Source organism: Streptomyces sp. NPDC040410, from assembly GCF_055595715.1.
In genome coordinates this window covers 30,151-52,383 of record NZ_JBVIVK010000006.1, presented here as the reverse complement: position 1 = coordinate 52,383, position 22,233 = coordinate 30,151, and the positions used below count along the sequence as shown (strand labels likewise).

The 22,233-nt window shown below is 72.5% G+C and carries 20 protein-coding genes and 4 pseudogenes; 13 read left to right on the top strand and 11 right to left on the bottom strand.

Going from position 1 to position 22,233, the window contains the following annotated elements:
• Positions 1-235: 235 nt before the first annotated feature.
• Together ACZ562_RS14555 and ACZ562_RS14550 are read left to right on the top strand one after the other, a co-directional pair.
• The gene (locus tag ACZ562_RS14555; RefSeq protein WP_471178007.1) at positions 236-832 is read left to right on the top strand and encodes a VanZ family protein; all 597 of its coding nucleotides are present in this window, start codon (positions 236-238) and stop codon (positions 830-832) included.
• Positions 833-1,156: 324 nt separating this feature from the next.
• Positions 1,157-1,415 (top strand): annotated as a pseudogene (locus ACZ562_RS14550) (ricin-type beta-trefoil lectin domain protein); the annotation flags it as partial.
• On the opposite strand, the gene ACZ562_RS14545 reads toward ACZ562_RS14550, so the two are convergent.
• Entirely contained in the window at positions 1,412-1,654 is a 243-nt protein-coding gene (locus tag ACZ562_RS14545) for a hypothetical protein (protein ID WP_471178005.1), read from the bottom strand. The pseudogene ACZ562_RS14550 and the gene ACZ562_RS14545 sit on opposite strands and share 4 nt — an antisense overlap.
• 230 nt (positions 1,655-1,884) lie before the next feature.
• Here ACZ562_RS14545 and ACZ562_RS14540 point away from each other — a divergent pair, with 230 nt between their 5' ends.
• The 3 genes from ACZ562_RS14540 to ACZ562_RS14530 all read left to right on the top strand — a co-directional run bounded on the left by ACZ562_RS14540 (position 1,885) and on the right by ACZ562_RS14530 (position 4,975).
• A complete protein-coding gene (locus ACZ562_RS14540) occupies positions 1,885-2,922 on the top strand; it encodes a PHP domain-containing protein (protein WP_471178002.1) in 1,038 nt (345 codons plus the stop codon).
• Between the two features lie 46 nt (positions 2,923-2,968).
• Positions 2,969-3,625: an HAD family hydrolase gene (locus tag ACZ562_RS14535; protein WP_471177999.1), complete on the top strand. Its 657-nt coding sequence runs from the start codon at positions 2,969-2,971 to the stop codon at positions 3,623-3,625.
• 381 nt (positions 3,626-4,006) lie between these two features.
• Entirely contained in the window at positions 4,007-4,975 is a 969-nt protein-coding gene (locus tag ACZ562_RS14530; RefSeq protein ID WP_471177996.1) for an SDR family NAD(P)-dependent oxidoreductase, read from the top strand.
• A 24-nt stretch (positions 4,976-4,999) separates the two neighbouring features.
• Here ACZ562_RS14530 and ACZ562_RS14525 read toward each other — a convergent pair.
• Positions 5,000-5,447: pseudogene (locus tag ACZ562_RS14525) on the bottom strand (M15 family metallopeptidase); the annotation flags it as partial.
• 130 nt (positions 5,448-5,577) lie between these two features.
• Between ACZ562_RS14525 and ACZ562_RS14520 the strand changes: the two are divergent.
• Positions 5,578-6,606, top strand: a complete 1,029-nt coding sequence (locus ACZ562_RS14520; protein WP_471177995.1) for an SDR family oxidoreductase — start codon at positions 5,578-5,580, stop codon at positions 6,604-6,606.
• 371 nt (positions 6,607-6,977) lie between these two features.
• Here ACZ562_RS14520 and ACZ562_RS14515 read toward each other — a convergent pair whose 3' ends face one another.
• Positions 6,978-7,226, bottom strand: coding sequence for a hypothetical protein (locus ACZ562_RS14515; protein ID WP_471177993.1), 249 nt, complete (start codon positions 7,224-7,226; stop codon positions 6,978-6,980).
• A gap of 77 nt (positions 7,227-7,303) precedes the next feature.
• A complete protein-coding gene (locus ACZ562_RS14510) occupies positions 7,304-7,510 on the bottom strand; it encodes a maleylpyruvate isomerase N-terminal domain-containing protein (RefSeq protein ID WP_471178797.1) in 207 nt (68 codons plus the stop codon).
• 193 nt (positions 7,511-7,703) lie between these two features.
• On the opposite strand from ACZ562_RS14510, the gene ACZ562_RS14505 reads away from it, so the two are divergent.
• From ACZ562_RS14505 to ACZ562_RS14495, 3 genes are all read left to right on the top strand, one after another.
• Positions 7,704-8,957: an FUSC family protein gene (locus tag ACZ562_RS14505; protein WP_471177990.1), complete on the top strand. Its 1,254-nt coding sequence runs from the start codon at positions 7,704-7,706 to the stop codon at positions 8,955-8,957.
• Positions 8,958-8,992: 35 nt separating this feature from the next.
• Positions 8,993-10,045 carry a hypothetical protein gene (locus tag ACZ562_RS14500; protein ID WP_471177989.1) on the top strand — a complete coding sequence of 351 codons (1,053 nt, stop codon included), beginning with the start codon at positions 8,993-8,995 and terminating at the stop codon, positions 10,043-10,045.
• 115 nt (positions 10,046-10,160) lie between these two features.
• Entirely contained in the window at positions 10,161-11,405 is a 1,245-nt protein-coding gene (locus tag ACZ562_RS14495) for a lactonase family protein (protein ID WP_471177986.1), read from the top strand.
• Here ACZ562_RS14495 and ACZ562_RS14490 read toward each other — a convergent pair.
• Positions 11,373-12,098, bottom strand: a complete 726-nt coding sequence (locus tag ACZ562_RS14490; protein ID WP_471177984.1) for a DUF2470 domain-containing protein — start codon at positions 12,096-12,098, stop codon at positions 11,373-11,375. The two genes, ACZ562_RS14495 and ACZ562_RS14490, sit on opposite strands and share 33 nt — an antisense overlap.
• 31 nt (positions 12,099-12,129) lie before the next feature.
• A complete protein-coding gene (locus tag ACZ562_RS14485) occupies positions 12,130-12,843 on the bottom strand; it encodes a TetR/AcrR family transcriptional regulator (protein ID WP_471177982.1) in 714 nt (237 codons plus the stop codon).
• A gap of 153 nt (positions 12,844-12,996) precedes the next feature.
• Between ACZ562_RS14485 and ACZ562_RS14480 the strand changes: the two genes are divergently transcribed.
• Positions 12,997-13,974, top strand: coding sequence for an NAD(P)-dependent alcohol dehydrogenase (locus tag ACZ562_RS14480; RefSeq protein WP_471178795.1), 978 nt, complete (start codon positions 12,997-12,999; stop codon positions 13,972-13,974).
• A gap of 90 nt (positions 13,975-14,064) precedes the next feature.
• Here the strand turns inward: ACZ562_RS14480 and ACZ562_RS14475 are convergent, their stop codons facing one another.
• On the bottom strand, positions 14,065-14,670 hold the full coding sequence (locus tag ACZ562_RS14475; protein ID WP_471177979.1) for a TetR/AcrR family transcriptional regulator: 606 nt from the start codon (positions 14,668-14,670) through the stop codon (positions 14,065-14,067).
• A 128-nt stretch (positions 14,671-14,798) separates the two neighbouring features.
• On the opposite strand from ACZ562_RS14475, the gene ACZ562_RS14470 reads away from it, so the two are divergent.
• Complete coding sequence (locus tag ACZ562_RS14470; RefSeq protein ID WP_471177977.1) at positions 14,799-16,358, top strand: cytochrome P450; 1,560 nt, start codon at positions 14,799-14,801, stop codon at positions 16,356-16,358.
• On the opposite strand, the gene ACZ562_RS14465 is transcribed toward ACZ562_RS14470, so the two are convergent.
• The 4 genes and pseudogenes from ACZ562_RS14465 to ACZ562_RS14450 all read right to left on the bottom strand — a co-directional run bounded on the left by ACZ562_RS14465 (position 16,320) and on the right by ACZ562_RS14450 (position 20,912).
• Positions 16,320-17,150: a pentapeptide repeat-containing protein gene (locus tag ACZ562_RS14465; RefSeq protein ID WP_471177975.1), complete on the bottom strand. Its 831-nt coding sequence runs from the start codon at positions 17,148-17,150 to the stop codon at positions 16,320-16,322. The genes ACZ562_RS14470 and ACZ562_RS14465 overlap by 39 nt on opposite strands.
• Positions 17,151-17,306: 156 nt before the next feature.
• Positions 17,307-18,659, bottom strand: a complete 1,353-nt coding sequence (locus ACZ562_RS14460; protein ID WP_471177973.1) for an RICIN domain-containing protein — start codon at positions 18,657-18,659, stop codon at positions 17,307-17,309.
• A 147-nt stretch (positions 18,660-18,806) separates the two neighbouring features.
• Positions 18,807-19,550 (bottom strand): PIG-L deacetylase family protein, encoded by a 744-nt coding sequence (locus tag ACZ562_RS14455; protein ID WP_471177970.1) that lies wholly within the window; start codon positions 19,548-19,550, stop codon positions 18,807-18,809.
• A gap of 59 nt (positions 19,551-19,609) precedes the next feature.
• Positions 19,610-20,912, bottom strand: a pseudogene (locus ACZ562_RS14450) (alpha/beta fold hydrolase).
• A 369-nt stretch (positions 20,913-21,281) separates the two neighbouring features.
• Between ACZ562_RS14450 and ACZ562_RS14445 the strand changes: the two are divergent.
• Entirely contained in the window at positions 21,282-22,037 is a 756-nt protein-coding gene (locus ACZ562_RS14445) for a (Fe-S)-binding protein (protein ID WP_471177968.1), read from the top strand.
• A gap of 101 nt (positions 22,038-22,138) precedes the next feature.
• Positions 22,139-22,225 (top strand): annotated as a pseudogene (locus ACZ562_RS14440) ((Fe-S)-binding protein); the annotation flags it as partial.
• Positions 22,226-22,233 lie beyond the last annotated feature (8 nt).

The following is a 22,233-nucleotide window of genomic DNA, read 5'->3' as shown; positions in this document are numbered from 1 at the left end:
CTCCTCGGCCCTGCACGCTCACCGGCGCGGCGAGATGTCCGTCATGACGTTCCCGCGCCATCCAAACACCGCCCCCGGTGTGGGGGGTGGCGGCGCGCGGGTCTCAGCCCGGAGTGCCCCGACCGCGCGAAGGGAAACCGCGGGAGTCCGACGTCCGGGAGCCGGCGGCGGCATCCTCGGACCATTCGGGGGTAACCGCCCTGAGAAACAGGGAAGTTGAAGACTGGAGGACCAGATGGCCCGGGCAGCCTCACGTGCACTCGCCGCGTTACGCCCCCGCACGGCCAGGACCGAGAACCCCCGCACGGACAAGTCCGAACGCCCGCGCACCGCGAGGACGGGACGTGCGCCGCGGCCGGCCCGGCGCGAGCGGCGACCACTTGCCCTTCCTCTCCGCCTGCTGGCGATGCTGTGCGCCTTCGCCTTCATGGTGGCGTTCGCCGCCGTACTGGCCCGGCTCACCCTGGAGCCCTCCCCCGCATCGGAGGCGCTGACGCACACCAACATGCGTCCGGGCCGATCCCTGCGCGCCTACCTGGATCAGCCGGCACTGCGCGACGCCGTCCGGCAGGTCGGCGGCAACCTGCTGCTTGGCGTGCCGTTCGGCGTCCTGGTACCGGTGCTCGCGCCGCGCACCCGCGGGATCGTGCGCATCCTGCTGCTCACCGCCGTCGTCATGCTGCTGGTGGAGTTCGCGCAGGGTGCGCTGGTCACCGGGCGGGCCTTCGACATCGACGACGTCATCCTCAACACCACCGGCGCCCTGGTCGGCTACCTCCTGCTGGGACGGAGGCTGAGCCGGGCGGTGCACGCGCGCGAGCGGAGCGAGTGAGCTCGTCATGACTCTCAACACCTGGTCCGCACCAAGGTATTGACGCCCGCTTATCCACTCCTTGAATCAAGAGGCGACGCACTCACCCCCCACCTCAGTCGGCCGCACGCGCGTCCACCGCGCGGAAGGGAGAGCCGTGGCCCGTCCACGCCTGCTCCGCAGATGCCTCCTCGCCGCCCTGCCCGGCGTGCTCGCCCCGTCGGTCGCGACCGGACCGGCCCAGGCCGGTCCGCAGGCCGGACCGCCGGGCGCCGCCGCCACCGCGGTGAGTTCTCCGACACCTTCGACGGGCCCGCCGGTGCCGCCGTCGACTCCTCGAAGTGGCGGACGACCGCCGGATCGGACGGCACCTCCCGGGTGCTCGGCAAGCGCCTCGACGCCGGCAACGGCACCGCGGACGGCTCGACCGTCCAGCTGTGGGACTGCACCGGCGGCCCCAGCCAGAACGGACCGTCACCGCCCGGCGCGACATCGTCAACCCGCATGCCGACAAGTGCCTCGACGTGACCGGCGACAACCCGGCCGGCGGCACCGGCTGCAGATCTGGACCTGCACGGGCGGCGCCGACCAGAAGTGGGCCTAGCGCCGGTGCAGTTTCCAGGTGAACTTGTCCCCGCCAACCCAGCGGACCACCTCCGGATCGTCCAGGTCGTGGACCGTGATGCCGAACGCTGCGGCGGCCTCCAGGACGTCGGTGACGGCCTTCGCCTCACCGACGACCTGGCCGTCGATCTCCACGATCCGGAACGGCGGCGTGCCCGGCTGCACCCCGAGCACCAAGATCCGCGGGTTGGCGATGTGAGGGCTCGCGATTTCGGTCATGCATAGAGGGTAGAGCGCAACCCGCGGCGGCGAGATGCTCACGTCACCCGCCGAGCAGGCCGGCAACCACCGCCCCGAGGGCTTCTCGCGTGGCGGACGCCCGAAGTCCGGGTGTTCGCCCAGCCGGGTGAGCGCGGCGTGCCCGCGCAGGACGACGCGTGCGGCGCAGAAACCGTCCGCCCGTCGTGCGGCCTCCGGGCAGCTGGGGAACTCTGGAGGAGGAGGTGGTGATGGATCCCGTCGAGGCCCTGGACCGGATCGCCTTCCTGCTGGAGCGGTCCCTGGCGCCGACGTACCGCGTGCGCGCCTTCCGTACGGCGGCCCGGGTGCTGTCCGGGCTCCCCGAGGACGAGGTCCGCGAGCGGGCGGACGCCGGGACGCTGGAGTCGCTCAAGGGCGTCGGTCCGAAGACGGCGCAAGTGGTGCGCGAGGCGCTGGCGGGGCAGGTCCCCGGCTATCTGCGGAAGCTGGAAGGCGAGGGCGAGGCCCCGCTCGCCCGGGGTGGCGAGCGGCTGCGGGCGCTGCTGCGCGGGGACTGCCATCTGCACTCCGACTGGTCGGACGGCGGCAGCCCGATCGAGGAGATGGGCCGGACCGCGGCGGAGCTCGGCCACGAGTGGGCCGTGCTGACCGACCACTCGCCGCGGCTGACGGTGGCGCGCGGGCTGTCGCCCGAGAGGCTGCGCGAGCAGCTGCAGGTGCTCGCGCGGCTCAACGCGGGCTGGGCGCCGTTCCGGCTGCTGACCGGTATCGAGTGCGACATCCTCGAGGACGGTTCGCTCGACCAGGAGCCGGAGCTGTTGGAGCTGCTCGACGTCGTGGTGGTGTCCGTGCACTCCAAGCTGCGGATGGACGCCCGCTCGATGACCCGCCGGATGGTGACCGCCGTACGCGATCCGCATGCCGACATCCTCGGTCACTGCACCGGTCGGCTGGTGACCGGGCGGGGGCGGCCCGAGTCGGAGTTCGACGCGGACGAGGTGTTCGCGGCGTGCGCCGAGTCCGGTACCGCAGTGGAGATCAACAGCCGGCCCGAGCGGCTCGACCCGCCGCGGCGGCTGCTGCGCCGGGCCGTCGAGGAGGGTGTGCTGTTCTCGATCGACACGGACGCACACGCGCCCGGCCAGCTCGACTGGCAGATCCACGGCTGCGCCCGGGCGGAGGAGTGCGGGGTGCCCGCCGGGCGGGTGGTCACCACATGGTCCATGGACGACCTGCTGGCCTGGACCCGGGAGGGCAGGACACCGGCCGGCGTGGCGGGCCGCTGATGTGGTACTCGGCGGCGAGCACCGAAGGAAGGACGGGGTGACGGGTATGGAGCGGGCAGCAGTGTTCGATGTCGACGGAACCCTCGTCGACACGAACCACCTCCATGTGGCGACCTGGTGGGAGGCGTTCCGGCAGGCGGGCCACCAGGTGCCGATGCACGCCATCCACCGCGCCGTCGGCCTCGGCTCCGCCGACCTCGTCGCCCATCTCCTCGGCGACGGCCGGGACGAGGACCAGGACGCCGAGCTGAGCGCCGCCCACAAGGCGCTGTACGGGCAGTACTTCGACCGGCTGCCCGCCCTGAGGGACGCGGGCCGGCTGCTGCGGCGCCTCGACCACGACGGCTGGACGGTGGTGCTCGCCACCTCGGCGAGCGGCGCCGAACTGTCCGCCCTGCGCCGGGCGATCGGCGCGGACGACGCGATCACCGCAACGGCGAGCGCCGACGACGTCGAGGAGGGAAAGCCCGCGCCCGAGCCCGTCGAACACGCCCTGGAACTGGCGGGGGTGCCCGCCGAGCGTGCCGTCTTCGTCGGCGACACGGTGTGGGACATGCAGGCCGGCCGCCGGGCCGGGGTGCGCTGCGTGGGTGTGCTGTGCGGCGGCATCCCCCGCGCCGACCTCGAGGAGGCGGGAGCGGAGGCGATCTACGACGGCCCCGCCGACCTGCTGGAGTCCCTGGCGGACAGCCCCCTGGCGTGAGTTACGGAGTCACCCCGGACGGCGCCGGGGTGAGGAACACCCCTGGGTGGTTGTCCCTTGAACAACGGGTGGGGGCGGATGGGACTGTGTCCCGGGGGCTCACCCGGGGATGGCCTTCTGCCCACCGGGCCTCGCCTTCTGCCCACCGGGCCTCGCCTTCTGCTCACCGGGCCTCACGTTCTGCCCACAGGGACGATCTGCCCACAGGGACGATCGCTCCGCCGAAGGCTGTGGAGCCTCTGGCCGAGAGGCGACCGCCATCCACGCCCGCCCATGGCCGCCCCGACCGTGATGCCCCGTCCGGTCGGGGCCTTGAGGTGCCCGCGCCGCACACCCGGGCACCTTGACTTCGAGCGCACTCCAATTCGTAGCGTTCGGGACATGAGCACTGCACAGCACAAGATCGGCTCGGGCTTCGGCGCCCGGAGCACCGCCGACGAGGTCCTCGCCGGAATCGACCTGAGCGGACGGCTCGCGATCGTCACCGGCGGCTACTCGGGTCTCGGCCTGGAGACCACCCGTGCGCTCGCCGGGGCCGGCGCCCGGGTTGTCGTCCCGGCCCGCCGCCCCGCCGCCGCACAGGAGGCCGTGGCCGACCTCGACGGCGTCGAGGTGGACGAACTGGACCTCGGCGACCTGGACAGCGTGCGCGGCTTCGCCGGGCGGTTCCTCGCCACCGGCCGCCCGGTCGACCTCGTCATCAACAACGCCGGGATCATGGCCTGCCCCGAGACCCGGGTCGGGCCCGGCTGGGAGGCACAGTTCGCGACGAACCACCTCGGCCACTTCGCGCTGGTCAACCGCCTGTGGCCGGCGATCGAGGCCGGCGGCGCCCGGGTGGTCTCCGTGTCCTCGCGCGGCCACCACCTCTCCGGCGTCCGCTGGGACGACGTCGACTGGCGGCAGCGCTACGACAAGTGGGAGGCGTACGGCCAGGCGAAGACGGCGAACGTCCTGTTCGCCGTCCAACTCGACCGGCTCGGCCGGGACCACGGCGTACGGGCCTTCTCGCTGCACCCGGGCGGCATCCTCACCCCGCTCCAGCGCCACCTTCCCAAGGAGGAGATGGTGGCCGCCGGCTGGATCGACGAGGACGGCAACCCGATCCCCCAGGAGGGTCTGAAGACCCCGCAGCAGGGCGCCGCCACCCAGGTGTGGGCCGCGACCTCGCCCCGGCTGGACGGCCTGGGCGGCGTGTACCTGGAGGACTGCGACATCGCCGAACCCGCCCCGGCCGACGGCTCCCGTACCGGCGTCAAGGACTGGGCGACCGACCCTGAGCAGGCGGCCCGTCTGTGGGCACTGTCGGCCGAGCGGACGGGGGTGGACGCGTTCGCCGCCGGCTCGTGAGGACGGTGTGGGAACCCCGCCGTGTCAGGGCTGGGGCTCGTGGAGTTCCCCGGGCCCGTACCGGGCGGCGGGTGCGCCGGTGCTCGGGACCCAGCAGCGGTCGCCGTACGACCAGTGCCACCACTCGGTCGGGTGGTTGACCAGACCGGCCGCCGCCGGCGCCCCACCCGGCACGGCTCGCCTTCGCCTCCTCGGTGATGTTGTCGGCGACGGAGTAACAGGCGACGGAGCTCTTCCCCGGCCCGGCGTTCATCGGGGTGCCGAGGTCGAGTTCGCGGCCGTGGGCGTCGGCGAGGGTGAGGTCGACGGCCGCGCCAGCGGTGTGCGGGGCGATGTGCGGTGGGGACACGTAGCGGCCGGCCGCCGAGCGGTTCCGGTCGGCGGTGCGGTCCGGGTGCCCGGCGCGCGGCTCGTCGGCGTACGTCTCGAACCAGTGGCGCTGGAGGTCCGGCGGGCGGTATCCCTCGACGAAATCTTACTCAATGAGGTGATCATCGCTCAGGCCCGATGCGCGGCCATATGCCCGCACGCACGAAGCGCGTGCATCCTCTCCGGCCGGGTACTCGGGCCTCCCGCCCAGTACCGCCCGAGAGGAGTCGGTCATGAGCAGCACAACAGCCAGCAGGATCGTGGTCACGGGCGCCACCGGCAACGTCGGCACCAGCGTCGTGCGGCTCCTCTCCGAGGACCCTGAGGTCGGGTCCGTGCTGGGGCTGGCCCGCCGGACGCCCGAGTGGTCGCCTCCGAAGACGGAATGGTCCTCGGTCGACCTGGCGTCCGAAACAGCCGATCTCGTGGGCGAGTTCACAGGCGCCGACGCGGTGATTCATCTCGCCTGGGCGTTCCAGCCGACGCACGATCCGGCGGTGACCTGGCGCACCAACGTCCTCGGTTCCATCCGGGTGTTCGACGCGGTGGCGGCGGCCGGTGTACCGGCGCTGGTGCACGCATCGTCGGTCGGCGCGTATTCGCCCGGGCCCAAGGAGCACGCGGTGGACGAGTCGTGGCCCACGCACGGCTGGCCGGACGCGGCCTACTGCCGGGAGAAGGCCTATCTGGAGCGCGCGCTGGACACCTTCGAGCGCGAGCACCCCGACGTCCGGGTGGTGCGGATGCGGCCCGCCTTCCTCTTCAAGCGGGAGTCGGCGAGTGAGCAGCGCCGTATCTTCGGCGGACGCTTCCTGCCGGGCCCGCTGGCGCGTCCGGAGCTGCTGCCCTTCCTGCCGGACATCCCGGGACTGCGAGTGCAGGCGCTGCACACCGACGACGCGGCCGAGGCGTACCGTCTCGCGGTGCACTCCGACGCCCGCGGCGCCTTCAACTTGGCCGCCGAGCCGCCGGTGGACGCGGAGATGCTGAGCGAGATGCTCGACGCCCGCACGGTAAGGCTGCCCCGTACGGCGGCACGCTCGGCGATCGCCGCGGCATGGGGCCTGCGTCTGCTGCCGGCCTCACCCCATCTCTTCGACGCCGTCCTCAGGCTGCCCCTGATGGACTGCACGCGCGCCCGTACCGAGCTGGGCTGGCACGCGCAGCAGACGGCGACCGAGGTGCTGCAGGAGTTCCTGCAGGGGCTGCAGCGGGGCGAGGGCGCGGAGACGGAGCCGCTGCGGGGCCGCAAGGCAAGCTGACGCCCGCGCCCAAGGGCCGATCGTCCGTACGACGGAGTCGGCCACGGCAGGGCCGCCCACGTGTAACGGCTGCCTCGTAACGGCTGACGGCCGGGCGAGGCCCGTGGTCGGCCGGAGGGTCGCCGAACCCTTGGGGCACAAACCCTGGGGCCACAGGGGGCCGCGGCTGACCGGCGAGGCGGGGTCACCCGATGGCGCAGCTCCACCCCGTCCGCCGCCCCGTCCGCCGCCCGCTCGGCACGGTCGCAGCCGCCCGGTGGGCGGGGATTCCGCGGCACTGCCCGGCCGTTCCGGCCGGAACGGGTGAGCTGACGGTGGACGGGCAGGGGGCGGACCGGGTCGGCCATGCCCCTGGCGGCTCCCGGTCGGGGTCAGGCGGAGGGCTCGTCCGGTACGGGCTGCTCGGGGTTCACGGCGCCCGGCTGGGGCGCCCCCTGGGGGCCGCTGCCGGCCTCGTCGGTGTCGGGCACGTCGTCGGCGGGCTCGCCCTCCTCCTGCGCGGCGGCATCGGAGGTGTCGGCGTCCCAGGGGTCCTCGCCCTCGCCGGCCTGCTGGTCGGGCAGGTCCCGCGGTAGGGGTGTGCCGTTCTCGCCGGGTCCTTCGGGGCGCTGCTCGGGCACGGCGTACTCCCTTCTCCTCGGGTGGCGACACGCGAGTACCTCCGCGGTGACCGGCGAAACGTCAGCGCGGCGCCCGCTCAGGTCGAGCGGGCCCGCCGCATCGCGCTGTCGCGCGGGACAGGATGCCCCTGGCGCGGATCGCCGCGGTGCTCGATGCGAGCGGCGAGGAGCCGGTCGGGGTGTTCGACGCGCGCATGGTTGAGGACCTGTCGTACCGTCCACTCGTCGCACGGCGTCGGCGCTCCCCACGCCTCCCGCGGGACGGCCGCGACGACGTCGGCCAGAGAGGCGTGCGACTGCGTGAGAATCTCGATGCCGTGGGTGTGCGCCGTGACCGCCCCCTCCTGCCGGTGTCCGGACGGCTCCTGCCGGTGTCCGGACGGCTCCGGCTGACGGGAACAATCTAGGCTTGCTTGCGGACAGTTATGGTCCTCGATGAGTACCGCCTGTGCGTCTGTGGAAGAGGTCGGCCCAAGGATGCGAGATGTTCGTGAGTGGGCGGCGTCCCCCGTGCGCTTCGTGAAGCTGCACCGGGACCCCGTCGTGGTCCAGACGCTGCGATCGGCGGTCGCGGCGTCGCTCGCTTACGTCATCGCGCTGCGCCTGAGCCCCGAGGCGGCGCCGCTCACCGCGCCGCTGACCGCGCTGCTGGTCGTCCAGGTCACCCTCTACTCCACGCTCACCAACGGCATCCGCCGGGTGAACTCGGTGGTCGCCGGCGTCCTCGTCGCCATCGCCTTCAGCCTGCTCGTGGGCCTGACCTGGTGGAGTCTCGCCCTGCTGATCGTCGCCTCCCTGGCCGTCGGCCACCTGGTGCGGGTCGACGAGTACGTGCCCGAGGTGGCGATCAGCGCGATGCTGGTGCTCGGGGTCACCACCGTCGGGGACACGGCCTGGGCGCGGGTCGTGGAGACGCTGATCGGCGCGGTCGTCGGGCTCGGCTGCAATCTGCTGCTGGCCCCTCCGGTGTGGGTGGACGAGGCCGGCGAGTCGATCGACGGGCTCGCCCGTCGGCTGCGGCAGCTGATGCTGAGCATGGGCGAGGAGGCCGCGGGCCGCACGCCCGTCGAGCAGGCGGCGGCCCGGCTGCACGAGGCACGCCGTCTCGACCACGACATCGTGGAGGTGGACGCGGCACTGCGGCAGGCGGAGGACAGCCTGCGGCTCAACCCGCGCGTCCGCGAGGCCGTACTGCACCGGGTGGTGCTGCGCACCGGCCTGGACACGCTGGAGATCTGCACGGTCGTCCTGCGCGTGCTCGCACGCACCTTCACCGACCTCGCGAAGGAACGCGACCACGAGCCGCTGTTCGCGGCGGAGACGGGCGCCGCCGTGGAGCAGCTGCTGTCCGAGATCGCCGACGCGGTGGTCAGCTTCGCGGTGCTCGTCACCACCCATGTCAGTCTGAGCGCGGAGTCGGCGGAGGAGCGGCTCTCCACCGAGCTGCGGCAGGCCGCGGCCACCCGCGACAAGCTGGCCATGCTGCTCCTGGAGGAGGTGCGGCGCGACGTCCGTCAGTGGCAGCTGCACGGCGCCGTGCTGACGGAGGTCAACCGCATCCTCGACGAGCTCGACACCGAGCACCGCTCGCGCCGGCTCCTGGAGGAGCTGGACCGGGTCAGCCGTGAGCAGCGCGAGCGGATGCCCCGGCTGACCCGGCTGCGGGAGAGGGCGCGTGTCCCGGAGCGGCTGCGCCGGAACCGCGCGGTGGCCGCCCGTCGTTCTAGGTGACGTAGTCATCGAGGGGGACGAAGGGGGCGGGGCGTATGGACGGCACCACCGTGCGGATCGACGGGAACACGCTGCGGCTGCCGGGCGGTGTGGCGGTGCGGTTCGTCCGTACGCTGCGCCTTCCAGAGACGGGCACACATCCGCTGCCGCCGGGGCTCGGCGAGTTCCCCGTGCGCCGGGTCGCGGACTACCCGGACACGGTGCCCGAGGCATGGCGGGCGCGCGGCGGCGTGATGCTGCCGGTGTATCTGCGCGAGGCGATGTGGCTGAGCTTCTCGGGCACGACGGAGCCGGCCGCGCTGCAGGTCGGGGTGGGCAAGGTGTGTGCGGTCTCGGGCAGGCCGTGGAGCAGCCGGCTGTCCCGCAAGCCGCAGAACTACGTCGTGCTGCCGCGCCAGCCGTGGCTGGACGGCATCAACTCCGGCAAGGGGACCGTCCGTCAGTTCGTCGCGGTGCCGCTGGGACTGGGCGCGACAGTCGAGGGCCAGGTCACCGGCGAGGAGGTCTGGGGCGGTGTACAACTGCAGTCGTTCCCGCTCAACGACCGCGAACTGACCCGTTGGCGCGAGGAGGAGAGGCGCCGTGCGGAACTGCGGTCGGTGAAGACGGCCGGAGGGTACGGCGCCGCACTGCCCATGGCGGCCCCGCCGGCTCCCGGCGCGGCCCAGGCGCCGGCCGCCGCTCCCGCGAGCCCGCCCCGGGCCGCCGCGGCCATGGGACTCGGCGTGGGCGGTTCGATGCGCCAAGAGGTCTACGAGGACGACCGGCCCCTGAAGCACTGGGCGAAGGAACCCGCCGGCCGGGTCTTCGTGCACCTGGTGACGCCTCCGGAGTGGCGCCGGATCACGGGCGAGGCGCCCCCTGCGTCCCCGGTGGACCGCGCGGCCTACACCCGCGCGGGGCTGCCCTGGTACGACTACTACGACCAGGACGGGCAGGATCTCGCACCCACGGACGCGCTCGAGGCGGTACAGCCGGTCGGCGACTGGCTCGGTGACGACCACGAACCCTGGCAGGACCCGGCGCCGCACCAGGTGACCCCGCTCAAGGACGCGCCGGGCAAGCCGGTCGAGGACGGGGACTGGTAGCCGCCGGCGGGCCGCTGCTCGCTGCGCGACGGGAAGAGTGGTGCTTGCGTGCGGCGGGTGGAGCGCGCCAGGGTGGCTGGTACGACCGGGGGAGCCGATCACCTGAGGTACGGACATGAGCAGTGGGGCACCAGCGTCGCCCGGCGGCTGGGACAGACGCCGTTTCGTCGGCGCTCTGGCGGGAGCGGCCACGATGTCGGCGCTCCCGGCCTGTGTGTCCTCCACGTCCGCGCCCGGCCCCACCCCGCAGACGCCCGCGGAAACGGCGAGCGCGTCCCGGACGCCCGCGGACACCACGACCGCGCCGGGGCCGCCGAGCGGGCAGCCTTCCCGCGCCCGCCCGCTCTGCGTCGGCACCTACACCTCCGCCGAGGGCGGCGGCAAGGGCATCGGTCTCGCCACGTACGACATCGAGTCCGGTCGTGTCACCGGGACCGGCACGCTCACCGGCATCGAGGACCCGTCGTATCTCGCGGTGCATCCCGACGGCCGCACGCTGTACGCGGTGAACGAGCGCGAGAACGGCGCAGTGACCGCCGTCCGGCTGTCCGACCGCGAGGTCCTCGGCGCCCGCAGCACAGGCGGATCGGGTCCCTGCCATCTGTCCGTGCATCCGGGCGGGCGGTGGCTGCTCAGCGCGAACTACGGGTCAGGCAGCGTGGCCGTGCACCCGATCGGCGCCTCGGGCTCGCTCGGCGAGCGCACCGACCTGGTCATCCACTCCAGTCCGCGGCCCGGGCCCGGGCAACAGGGACCGCACGCCCACCAGTTCGTCACGAGTCCGGACGGCGGGCACGTGCTCGCCGTCGACCTGGGCACGGACACCGTCTACTCCTACCGTCTCGACGAGCGCAAGGGCACCCTCACCGAAGCCGCCCAGGCGCACACCCGGCCGGGTGCGGGGCCGCGTCACCTCACCTTCCACCCGGGCGGGCGGTACGCGTATCTGGCCAACGAGGCCGACAACACGGTGGCGGTATGCGCCTACGCGCCGGGCACCGGCCGCCTGACCATCGGCAGGCCGCAGTCCACGGGCACGGGTTCGGGCACCAGCTACCCGGCGCAACTCCTCGTGACCTCGGACGGCTCGTACGCCTACCTCGCCAACCGGGGTGACAACAGCCTGACCCGGTACGCGGTGGAGGCCGACGGGGCGGGGCTCAGACTGCTGGACACGGTGCCGGTGGCCGGTGACTTCCCGCGGCAGATCTCCTTCTCGCCGGACGGGGCGCTGCTGTTCGCCGCGAACCAGAGGTCCGGCACCGTCAGCGTGTTCCACGTGGACCGCGAGAGCGGCGGACTGCGGCTCGCGGGCAAGCCGTTCGCGTCACCGACCGCCGTCTGTGCGCTGCCGCTGTAGGGCACGCGGGCAGGAGGCCGCGCCCGCCTGTTCGAGCAGGACGTGCATGCGTTCCGTGAGCTGCGCGACGTCGCCGGCGGGCGCGTGGAACGGCAGCCGTACGTCGCCGTGGGCCCGGGCCCGCTCGATCCGCAGCGTCAGCCCGTGCCGGTCGACGGCGAGGGGCTGGACGCGCACCGCGCCGTGCAGGCTGTCGGAGTCGACGAGGCGCGTGAGCCGCTCGACCGCGTCCGAGTGGCAGTCGGCGAGGTGGGTCAGCAGCCGGGACTCGGCCAGGGCCAGCGGGTCGGGGTGCGCGGCGGCGTACTCGTCGAGGTCGACGACCACGGCGCCCGACGGCCGGCGCAGCACCACCCGGGTGGCCCGGAACGCCGGACGGCCGTCCTCGGGGGCGAACCATCCGGCCAGCCAGAGCCGGGCGCGGATCCGGTTGCGTACGGGGACGGGCGCGACGTCGGCGAACTCCAGGACGGCGGACGGCTCGCCGCGGGGTGCGCAGATCGCGGCCGCGAGCAGGGCGCTGTCCTCCGGCACGTGCAGCAGCACCCGGCCGTCCTCGGTCACACTGTGCGCCCCGACGAGCTCCTCGCGGCCGCCTTCCGCCGTCACCGCGCAGGACCAGGCGGCGGCGAGCACCGAGCGGGCCTGTTCCGCTGCGGCAGGCGCGGCCGTCCAGGTCTGGCTGTCACCCATCCCGTACCTCCTTAGGTAAGCCTTGCCTAACTTACCGAAGATCGGGGTGTACGCCAACCATGGTCGGCAGGCCTTCCTTTCCGCCGGCCCTTTCGAGCCCGTCGAGGATCAGGTCCAGCCCGAATTCGAACTCGTCGCCGTAGTCGTAGCCGGGGCGGAGTACATGCTCGGTCGTCAGCTCGGCCAGGTGCGGGTACCGGTCGGCCGGGGCCTGCGTCAGGATGGCCTGAGCCAGCTCCGCGGTCTCGGCGGGAGTGTCGAACGGCAGGCTGCTCTCCTGCAGCGCGAACCCGTAGATGTAGCTGTCGAGGGCCGAGTACGCGTGCGCCGTCAAGGCGACGGTGAAGCCGGCCTTGCGAAGGCACCCGAGGACGGCGTCGTGATGCCGCAGTGTCGCCGGACCGGGTGAGCGACGGGACTCCATCAGACCGATCGCCCATGGATGCCGGGACAGGACCCGGCGGACCGAGATCGCACGCAGGCGCATCGCCGTCTTCCAGTCGTCCTCACCGGACGGCAGATCGATCTCGCCGAACACCACGTCGATCATGCCGTTGAGGAGATCTTCCTTGTTGGCCACGTGCGTGTAGAGCGACATCGCCTCGACCCCGACCGCCTCGCCGAGCTTGCGCATCGTCAGCGCATCGAGCCCGCTCTCGTCGGCCAGGGCGACAGCGGCGTGCAGCACTTTCTGGCGGCTGAGCGGAATGCGGGGTGCTCGATCGCGCCCGGTCCGCGGGGTCATGCGTGTCCTCCCGTCGTCGACCTTGACAACCTTACCCAGTAAGGACGAACCTTACGACGTAAGGATCGTCGAAGGACCAGGAGTTTCGCCATGCAGCACAAGCAGCTCGACAACTCGGCACGGCCGGCTGCTGCGGCCGCCCGGGCGGAGACCATGAAGTCGATCGTGCAGGACCGGTACGGACCGGCACCCGAGGACGTCCTGCGGCTCGCGGAGGTCGGCAGGCCCGTGGCCGGGCGTGGCGAGGTCCTGGTGAAGGTGCACGCGGCCAGCGTGGACAGGGGCACCTGGCATGTGATGGCCGGCCTGCCCTATCCCATCCGGCTGGCGGGGTTCGGCGTCCGCCGGCCGAAGTACGCCAACCCGGGCCGCAGCCTCGCCGGAACGGTCGAAGCCGTCGGCGCCGACGTGAGCGGCGTCAAGCCGGGTGACGAGGTGTTCGGCATCTGCAGCGGCTCGTTCGCCGAGTACGCGCGCGTCCGCGCCGACAAGCTCTCCGCCAAGCCGGCGAACCTCTCCTTCGGCGAGGCTGCCGCCGTACCCGTCTCCGGCCTCACCGCGCTCCAGGCCGTTCGTGACCAGGGAGGAGTCCGGGCGGGACAGAAGGTGCTGATCGTCGGCGCGTCGGGAGGAGTGGGCACCTTCGCCGTGCAGATCGCGAAGGCCTACGGAGCCGAGGTGACGGCGGTGTGCAGTACCCCGAAGACGGACATGGTCCGCGGCCTCGGCGCCGGGCATGTCATCGACTACACCCGAGCGGACTTCGCCGACGGCGCCGACCGCTACGACGTCATCCTCGACACCGGAGGCAACCGCCGGCTGTCGGATCTGCGCCGCACCCTCACCCCGAAGGGACGGCTCGTCATCGTCGGAGGAGAGACCGGCGGACGCTGGCTCGGCGGCACAGACCGTCAGATGCGGGCGCAGCTGCTGTCTCCGTTCGTCGGCCAGAAGCTCGGGACCTTCGTCTCGTCCGAGAACGCCGAAGACCTGAGGGCCCTGCGTGAGCTCATCGAGTCCGGCCAGGTCTCACCCGCCGTCGACCGCGAATACCCGCTCGCCGAGGTCGCCGCGGCCATCCGCCACATGCTGGACGGGCGGACCCGCGGCAAGCTCGTGATCACCGTCTAGCCTGCGACCTGCGCCCGGGCAACGAGGAACAGGGAACAGGGCGTCTGCCGCATCACCGGCACGACCGTGCCGAGCGACCACCAGCAACCACTACGCGATGACGCCCAGCAGGGCCCGCGCGCACAGGTCGCGCACCTCCTCCCGGGTCGGTCCCGGGTCCCTCAGCCACTCCAGGCAGACGGCGGTGGTGAAGGCCAGCCAGCCGCGCACGGCCAGGCGCACCTCGGGCCGTTCCTCGAAGACCGGCCCGAACTCGGGGTCCGCGCCGAGAGCCGCCAGGATCTGCCGCTCCTGCGCGGCCAGCGCCCTCCGGTAGACCTTGCGCACGGTCCGGTCCCCCGCCGCGTCGGCACGGTGGAAGGCGCGGTAGCCGTGCGCATGCGCCTGGACGTACTCCAGATACGCGTCGAGCCCGGCGACGAGCTGTTCGCGCACCGGAACCCCGGGCACCGCCTCCGTCATGCGCAGCATCCGCTCGCTCTCGCGCTCGACGACCGCGGCGAAGAAGTCCCGCTTGGTCGGGAAGTAGTGGTAGAGCAGCCCGCGCGAGACCCCGGCGATCTCGGCGACCTGCTCGATCCAGACCTCGTCGTAGGGGCTCTCCGAGAACAGCCGCGCCCCGACCGCCAGAAGCTGCTCCCTGCGCTCCTGCGTGCTGAGCCGGCGGCGCGTGCGCCCGCCCTGGTTCGCGGCCATGCCCGCACTTTACTTGACGCCGGTTCAACAACGGGACCACACTGGAACGCGCTATTGAACCGACGTACAACACGTGTCGGAATACGTGCTGCCTCGCAACGTGTCGCTGGATCAAGGGAGATCGCGTCATGGCGGAGACGACGACCGCAGCCGGCCTGCCGGGCGGATTCCGCGGTGCCGAACAGGGCTGGCCCGAACTGCACCGCATTCCGCATCCGCCGCACCGGCTCCCCTTCCTCGGCGACGTCCTCGGCGCGAGCAGGCGCACCCCCCTGCAGGACTCCCTCCGGTACGCCCGGCAGCTGGGCCCGATCTTCCGGCGCAGGGCCTTCGGCCGGGAGTTCGTGTTCGTGTGGGGACCCGATCTCGTGGCCGACCTGGCGGACGAGACGCGGTTCGCCAAACACGTGGGGCTCGGCGTCGCCAATCTGCGGCCTCTCGCCGGGGACGGCCTGTTCACGGCGTACAACCACGAGCGCAACTGGCAGCTGGCGCACCACGTCCTGGCGCCGGGCTTCAGCCGCGAGGCCATGGAGGCCTACCACCCGATGATGCTCGCCGTGGCCGAGCGCCTCACCGGCCACTGGGACCGGGCGCTCGCGGCGGGCCGCCCGGTGGACGTGCCCGGCGACATGACCAAACTGACCCTGGAGACGATCGCTCGGACCGGCTTCGGACACGACTTCGGCTCCTTCGAGCGCACCCGCCCGCACCCGTTCGTCACGGCGATGGTGGGCACACTGACCTACGCCCAGCGGCTGAACACCGTGCCCTCACCGCTGCTGCTGCGCAGGGCCGCACGCCGCAACGAGGCCGACATCGCCCACCTCAACAGCACCGTGGACGGCCTGGTCCGGGCACGCCGCACGGCGACCGGGGACGGGGACCTGCTGGACCGGATGCTGGACACGGCCCATCCGGAGACCGGGGAGCGGCTGTCGCCGGAGAACGTCCGCCGCCAGGTCATCACCTTCCTGGTGGCGGGCCACGAGACCACCTCGGGCGCGCTCTCCTTCGCCCTGCACCACCTCTCCCGGCACCCCGACGTCGCCGCCCGTGCCCGCGCCGAGGTGGACCGCGTCTGGGGCGACACACCGTCGCCCGGCTACGACCAGGTGGCCAGGCTGCGGTACGTGCGCCGGGTCCTCGACGAGACGCTGCGGCTGTGGCCGACCGCACCGGCCTTCGCCCGGGAGGCCCGCCGGGACACCGTGCTGGCCGGGGACCACCCGATGCGGCGGGGTGCCTGGACGCTGGTCCTCACGCCGATGCTGCAGCGCGATCCGGGCGTCTGGGGCCCCGACGCGGATCGGTTCGACCCGGACCGCTTCGACCCGAGGGCAGTACGGTCCCGGCCCCCGCACACCTTCAAGCCGTTCGGCACCGGGGCGCGGGCCTGCATCGGACGGCAGTTCGCGCTGCACGAGGCGACGCTGGTGCTCGGCCTGCTGCTGCGCCGCTACGAGCTGTGCGCCGAGCCCGGCTACCGGCTGCGGGTGACCGAGCGGCTGACGCTGATGCCGGAGGGGCTGCGCTTGCATCTGGATCGCAGGCGGGCCGCCGCTCCGGGCGCGTCGGCCGCCGGGTCGACCTCGACCGCATCGACCGCATCGACCGCATCTACCGCATCTACCGGGGAGGAACAGCCGTCAGAGCTGCACTGCCCAGTGCACGGGGCGGGTGAGTGACTTCGGCAGCCTGGTGCCGGCGCTGCCGCCGGCCGCGTTCAGCTGGGGCTGGGTCAGGAAGAAGGCGCCGGTCAGGTCGGCGTCCGTGAGGTCGGCGTCCCGCAGGTCGGCACCGATGAGGTCCGCGCCGCGCAGGTCGGCGCCGGTGAGGTCGGCGGCGATGAGGTAGGCGCCGCGGAGATTGGCGCCACGGAGGTCGGCTCCCTTGAGGCGGGCGCCGATCAGATCCGCGTTCCGGCGGTTCTTCCCGCGCCCACGGGCTCCCGCCCGCACCAGCTCGCTGGTTCTCAGCAGGAGCACGTTGACCTCCTGCCGGTGGGCGCCCACGTCCAACGCGACGAGTTCCTCAGGGGTCTGGCGGGTGAGCCGTTCGGTCTGGTCCAGGGCCCGGCGCAGGTCGGCGTGGACCGGGCGGGCAGCGGGCAGGGTGAGCGCCTCGGTGAGGTACCAGAGCAGCTCGTGCAGCTGCCGGACGACCGGGAAGACGTCGAACATGAGGCGGGCGTGTTCACGCGGACCGCTACGCCAGTCCTCTCCGCCGAACGTGACCTGCGAGACCTGCTGCCCCGCGCCGAAGCAGTCGTAGACCGTGCAGCCGTTGAATCCTTTCTGCCGCAGCTTCGCGTGGATGCCGCAGCGGTGGTCGTCCCGCAGGTTCGGGCAGGGCGTGCCGGCGTCCTTGCCTATCGCGAAGTCGGCGGAGGCGGCGAAGGGCAGGGCGACGCAGCACAGTCCGAAGCACTGCGCACAGTCGCCGCGCAGGCCGGCCCGGTCGGTCGTGTGGTCTCGCATGGCGTCAAGCCTACTGACGTGCCGGAACCGGAGACTCACCGGTGAGTCTCCGGTCCTGTGGGCGCCTCCTCAGGGTGGTGAGCCCGCACCGCGCCCTCGGCCCGCCGGCCGTCGTCGCCTGAGGCGAAGGGGCGGTGCGCTCCGCTCGCCGCGTCCCTACTGGCCCGGCGCGAGGATGTAGGTGTTGAGTGTGCTCACGGTGGTGAGCGGTGCCGGGGTGCCCAGGTCGTAGCGGTCCACGGCGAGGAAGTTGGGCTTCTTTCGGGCCGCCGGAGTGCAGAACCTCTGCGCGCGGTTCTGGAGTTTGCCGTTGTCGTTGGTGACGGTCGCGCCGATCGTGGCGTCACGGAAGTGGTTCATCACGAACAGCGGGTGGAAGACGGCCGAGTCCGTCGTCAGCGGCCGTGAGGTGCCCCAGCGGCTGTGGCAGGACCAGTCGGAGGAACCGATGCCCGACCCCATCGACCAGTGGTTCTCGACGGTCCACTCCCGCTGGTACATCACGCCGAACGTGTCACGGGTGGCCCAGCCGCTCGCGACGTCACCGGCGCGGGTGCGGTCGCTGAAGATCAGCAGCTGCTTGCCGCGGGCGGCGAGGTCGGCCATGGCCGGCCAGCCCTTGGCGGCCACCCCTTCCCGGTCGGGCCGGTAGAGGACGTCGCCGAGGCCGCTCACGGAGGCGAGGGACGACTTGAGGACGTCGGAGGAGACGTAGTCCTCCAGGAACACGGTGGCGAACTGCCCCGGGGCGGCCTTGAGGAAGTCGACGATGCGTTGCAGGTCGGTGGCGAGCGGTACCGGGCCGCTCACGCCGCTGCAGCTGTTGTGGCAGAGCACGGCCCGCCCCGCGACGGTGTAGGTGTCGAGCATGAACCCGCGTACGCCGTCGGTCAGTTGCCGGCTGATGCCGCGCGCCTGGTTGGGGAAGAGGCTGACCGGGAACGAGGCGAAGCTGCCGTCGGCGCCGTTGGCGAAGGCGTTGTGCGCGGTGAGGAACGTGACCTGGTCCAGCGTCCGGGTGTCGGCGGACGGCATGGCCGTCGTGGCGTGGTCGGCCGGTGTGAGGTACCAGCGGGCGAGGTCACCGCCCGAACCGAGCTGCACGGCCGTGGAGTCGGCGACGCCGGTGAGGTACTGGGACGTCCCGGGAACGCCGACGGTGTAGGTGTCGTCCCCGGCCGAGGTGATCGTCCACGTGGTGCCGTCGGCGCCGCAGGCCGCGGTCACCGCCGCGGTGCCGCTGCGACCGAGGCAGGTCCCGGACTCGTCGGCGTTCTGCAGCTGGTGCCCGCCGGTGACCGTGACGGGGATCCATTGCTGGTGGTCCTCGTTGCCCTTGGGACTGTGCTGGGCGACCGTGCCGCCGCTGTCGGCCGCGTTCTGGCCGGTGGCACGGTTCTGCAGGTAGACCGCGTAGGTGGGGACCGCCGCGACGGCCTCTCCCGGGGACAGTACGGGCAGGGTGAGGGCGAGGGCGGCGGTCCCGCACAGGACGCGCAGACGGGGCATGCGCACAGGTTTCCTTTCGGTCCGGATGATGTCGGAGCCCTGAGATGTCAGGGTCATGACACACCCGCGCCCGTACGGCGCGCCAGACCCGCGGCATGCCGGGTCAGGGCGCGACCGGCGTGCCGAGCGGAGCGCGGCGAGGCGGAGTCACCGCCCGAACACCTCGAACGCCACCGCCGGCCTGCCCCCGAACCGCTCCGCCGTCCGCTCGGCGACCGTGGTCAGGAATCCCCGGGCATACGTCTCCGGGTCCTCGTTCGTCAACGCCTCGATGTACGTGCGGTGTTCGAGCAGCGAACGCACCGCACGCTCCAGACCGGCCGTGGCGTCCACGGCGTGCGTCGGCGTGCTGGAGCCGGCGACGGCGACCCAGCGGACGCCGTTCCAGGGTTCCAGGCCCTGTTCCACGAGTTCCGGGAAGATCCAGCGGTTGCCGGCGTCCCCGGCCGCGTCCAGCGTGGCACGTCCCACCGCCACGTGGTCCGGGGTGTTCCAGGCGACGCCTCCCCAGGTGTCCCGATGGTTGAGGGTGATGACCAGTTCGGGCCGGTGGCGGCGGATCGCGGCGGCGATGTCGCGGCGCAGGGCGGTGCCGTACTCGATCACACCGTCCTTGCGGTCGAGGAACTCCACGGCCGACACCCCCACCACGGCCGCGCTCGCCCGCTGCTCCTGCTCCCGTAGCGGGCCGCACTCCGCCGGCTCCAGCGTGTCGATGCCCGCTTCGCCGCGCGTCGCCAGGACGTACGCGACCTCGCGGCCTGCGTCGGTCCAGGCGGCGATCGCCGCCGAGCAGCCGTACTCGAGGTCGTCGGGGTGTGCCACGACCGCGAGGGCGCGCCGCCAGTCGTCGGGCATGGGCTGGAGTTGGGTGATCCGCGGCTCGGTCATGTCCGCAGACTAGTGCCGCGTCGGCCAAGGACCCGCGGTCCCGGCCGCGGCCTGTGACGTCACGCCTCGTCCCGCGTCATCGCCAGCAGCCGGTCGAGGACCCGGGGGCCGCCGGCCCGCACGCCGTCGTGTTCGAACTCGTTGGTGACCCAGGTGCGCAGGCCGCGGATCGTCCGGGCGGTTTCGAGGGAGTGGGCGGTGTCGACGTACATGTCGTCGTGGTAGACGGCCGCCGCTACCGGCACCTCGTTGGCGGCGAGGCGGGCGGGGTCGTACAGGGGCTTCCAGTCGGTGCGGGCGGCGAGCAGTGCCGCGGTCTCGCGCAGGGGGCGCAGGGCCGGGTCGCAGTCGAACATCCAGGGGTGGATCGACTCGCCGGTGAACAGCAGCGGGCCGTCGGCCGCGAGGGCCTTCGCGGCGTCGAACTGCGGGAACTCGGCGCGGACGCGTTCGGCCGACCAGGCGGTGGGCCGCTCGTCCTGGCCGTAGATCGCCTCGTGGACGAGGGCGTACAGAGGGTGGCCCGCGTAGGACAGGAGGCCCTGCACCTCCTCCTGGAAGGCGTCGGAGAGGACGGATCCCCGCGCTGTGCGGACGAAGGCGTGTTCCAGCAGGTAGTGCAGGCGATGGCTGCCCTCGCCGGCGCCGAGGACGATACCGAGGGACTGGAAGGCCTCGGCGGTGAGGCGGTAGCCGTTCGGCAGGACGGGCTCGTGGTGCAGCACGTACTCGGCGATCCGCCGCGCGCGCTCGACGTCCTGCGGGTACCGCGCGTAGTGCTCGGTGACCTTGCGCTCGATGCGGGGGTACGCCGCCCGGTAGACGTCGTCGGCGTGGGCGTCGAGGGAGGGCAGGCCCCCGGTGATCGCGGCGGCGGCCATGCCCTCGGGGGCGGTGGACAGGTAGTGCACGGTGCAGAAGCCGCCGAAGCTCTGGCCGAGGACGGTCCAGGGGCCGCCGCCGGTGACCTCGGCGCGGATCGCCTCGCAGTCCCGCACGATCGCGTCGGCGCGGAAGAGGGCGAGGTAGTCCGGCCTGTTCGGCGGGGCCGCCGCGCAGCGGGAGCGTCTGACGGCTGGCGGGGGTGGAGTGGCCGGTGCCGCGCTGGTCGAGGAGCAGGACGCGGTACTCGCCGAGGGCGCGGTCGAGCCAGGACTGCCTGCCGACGAAACGGTGGGCGCCGAAGCCGGGGCCGCCCTGGAGGTAGACCAGCCACGGGAGGTCCCGGTCCGCCTTGTCGCTCGCGACGACCTCGCGGCCGTAGAGCCCGATCGCCTCCCCCGCCGGTTCGTCGTGGTCAAGCGGGACGGTGAAGTGACGGTCGGTGAGGACGACGCCGGGCTGACGGTAGGTGAAGGTCAACAGGGCTCCCGGGACGGACGGATTGCTGGCCGCGTCCCAGTTCAGCACATGTTTCTCCGGGCACCGACCCCTGGATCAGGAAATCGTACTGAATGCGCGGTCAGCGGGCCGACAGGCCGGAGCGGCGCACGGCGGGCCCGGCTGGAGCACCACCCACCGGGGCTCGTGCTTCGGCTCTTTCAGCCGGCGGCCGGGGAGCTCGATGTCGTCGTAGCCGACGATCGCGCATCGCCCGCCGTTGCCCACCGAAAGGCGGTCGAGGAAGCGCGCCGCACGGGCCCGGCTCGCCGGGACGTGAGGGGGGACTCCCCCGGGCCGCGTCCCACGACTACGCTTCACTCATCCGATGACCGACCACAAGGAGCCGCGATGCGTGTCGCCCTGTTCCTGACCTGTGTCGACGACACGCTCTATCCGGACACCGGGCGCGCCGTGGTGAAACTGCTGACCAGGCTGGACGTCGAGGTCGACTTCCCGATGACCCAGACCTGCTGCGGGCAGGCCCACTACAACACCGGCTACCGGCATGAGGCGGAGCCGCTCGCCCGGCATTTCTCCGATGTCTTCGGGGAGTACGAGGCGATCGTGACCCCGTCCGGGTCGTGCGGTGCGATGGTGCGGGAGCTCTATCCGCGGATGGGTGAGCGGGCCCGGGCGGAGGGGCGCGGGGACACCCTCGCGACCACCCTGGCACCCGTCGTCCGCAAGACGTACGAGCTCACGGAGTTCCTGGTGGACGTGCTCGGGGTCACGGACGTCGGCGCGTACTACCCGCACAAGGTCACCTACCACCCGGCCTGCCACGGGCTGCGCGGGCTGGGACTGGGCGACCGTCCCCGAAGGCTGCTCCAGGCCGTGAAGGGGCTGGAGCTGGTCGAGCTGCCCGGTGCCGACGAATGCTGTGGTTTCGGCGGCACCTTCGCCCTGAAGAACTCCGACGTCTCGTCGGCGATGGGCGCGGACAAGGTGCGCAACGCCGAGTCGACGGGTGCCGAGGTGCTGTGCGCGGCCGACAACTCCTGTCTGATGCACATCGGCGGCACGATGACCCGGACCGGCACTGACATGCGGCCGGTGCACATCGCGGAGATCCTGGCGAGCACCGAGGAGGAGCCGGCGGTATGAGCGGAACGGCACGATGACCCGGACCGGAACGGACATGCGGCCGGTGCACATCGCGGAGATCCTGGCGAGCACCGAGGAGGAGCCGGCGGTATGAGCGGAACGGCACGATGACCCGGACCGGCACTGACATGCGGCCGGTGCACATCGCGGAGATCCTGGCGAGCACCGAGGAGGAGCCGGCGGTATGAGCGGAACG

Coding starts and splice junctions, on each gene's coding strand:
- ACZ562_RS14465 (WP_471177975.1), bottom strand. CDS start 17,150: ATGCGAGACCACACGACCGACCGGGCCGGCCTGCGCGGCGACTGTGCG.
- ACZ562_RS14495 (WP_471177986.1), top strand. CDS start 10,161: ATGAGCAGTGGGGCACCAGCGTCGCCCGGCGGCTGGGACAGACGCCGT.
- ACZ562_RS14485 (WP_471177982.1), bottom strand. CDS start 12,843: ATGACCCCGCGGACCGGGCGCGATCGAGCACCCCGCATTCCGCTCAGC.
- ACZ562_RS14460 (WP_471177973.1), bottom strand. CDS start 18,659: ATGCCCCGTCTGCGCGTCCTGTGCGGGACCGCCGCCCTCGCCCTCACC.
- ACZ562_RS14555 (WP_471178007.1), top strand. CDS start 236: ATGGCCCGGGCAGCCTCACGTGCACTCGCCGCGTTACGCCCCCGCACG.
- ACZ562_RS14475 (WP_471177979.1), bottom strand. CDS start 14,670: ATGGCCGCGAACCAGGGCGGGCGCACGCGCCGCCGGCTCAGCACGCAG.
- ACZ562_RS14480 (WP_471178795.1), top strand. CDS start 12,997: ATGAAGTCGATCGTGCAGGACCGGTACGGACCGGCACCCGAGGACGTC.
- ACZ562_RS14535 (WP_471177999.1), top strand. CDS start 2,969: ATGGAGCGGGCAGCAGTGTTCGATGTCGACGGAACCCTCGTCGACACG.
- ACZ562_RS14530 (WP_471177996.1), top strand. CDS start 4,007: ATGAGCACTGCACAGCACAAGATCGGCTCGGGCTTCGGCGCCCGGAGC.
- ACZ562_RS14455 (WP_471177970.1), bottom strand. CDS start 19,550: ATGACCGAGCCGCGGATCACCCAACTCCAGCCCATGCCCGACGACTGG.
- ACZ562_RS14470 (WP_471177977.1), top strand. CDS start 14,799: ATGGCGGAGACGACGACCGCAGCCGGCCTGCCGGGCGGATTCCGCGGT.
- ACZ562_RS14540 (WP_471178002.1), top strand. CDS start 1,885: ATGGATCCCGTCGAGGCCCTGGACCGGATCGCCTTCCTGCTGGAGCGG.
- ACZ562_RS14445 (WP_471177968.1), top strand. CDS start 21,282: ATGCGTGTCGCCCTGTTCCTGACCTGTGTCGACGACACGCTCTATCCG.
- ACZ562_RS14490 (WP_471177984.1), bottom strand. CDS start 12,098: ATGGGTGACAGCCAGACCTGGACGGCCGCGCCTGCCGCAGCGGAACAG.
- ACZ562_RS14545 (WP_471178005.1), bottom strand. CDS start 1,654: ATGACCGAAATCGCGAGCCCTCACATCGCCAACCCGCGGATCTTGGTG.
- ACZ562_RS14520 (WP_471177995.1), top strand. CDS start 5,578: ATGAGCAGCACAACAGCCAGCAGGATCGTGGTCACGGGCGCCACCGGC.
- ACZ562_RS14505 (WP_471177990.1), top strand. CDS start 7,704: ATGCGAGATGTTCGTGAGTGGGCGGCGTCCCCCGTGCGCTTCGTGAAG.
- ACZ562_RS14500 (WP_471177989.1), top strand. CDS start 8,993: ATGGACGGCACCACCGTGCGGATCGACGGGAACACGCTGCGGCTGCCG.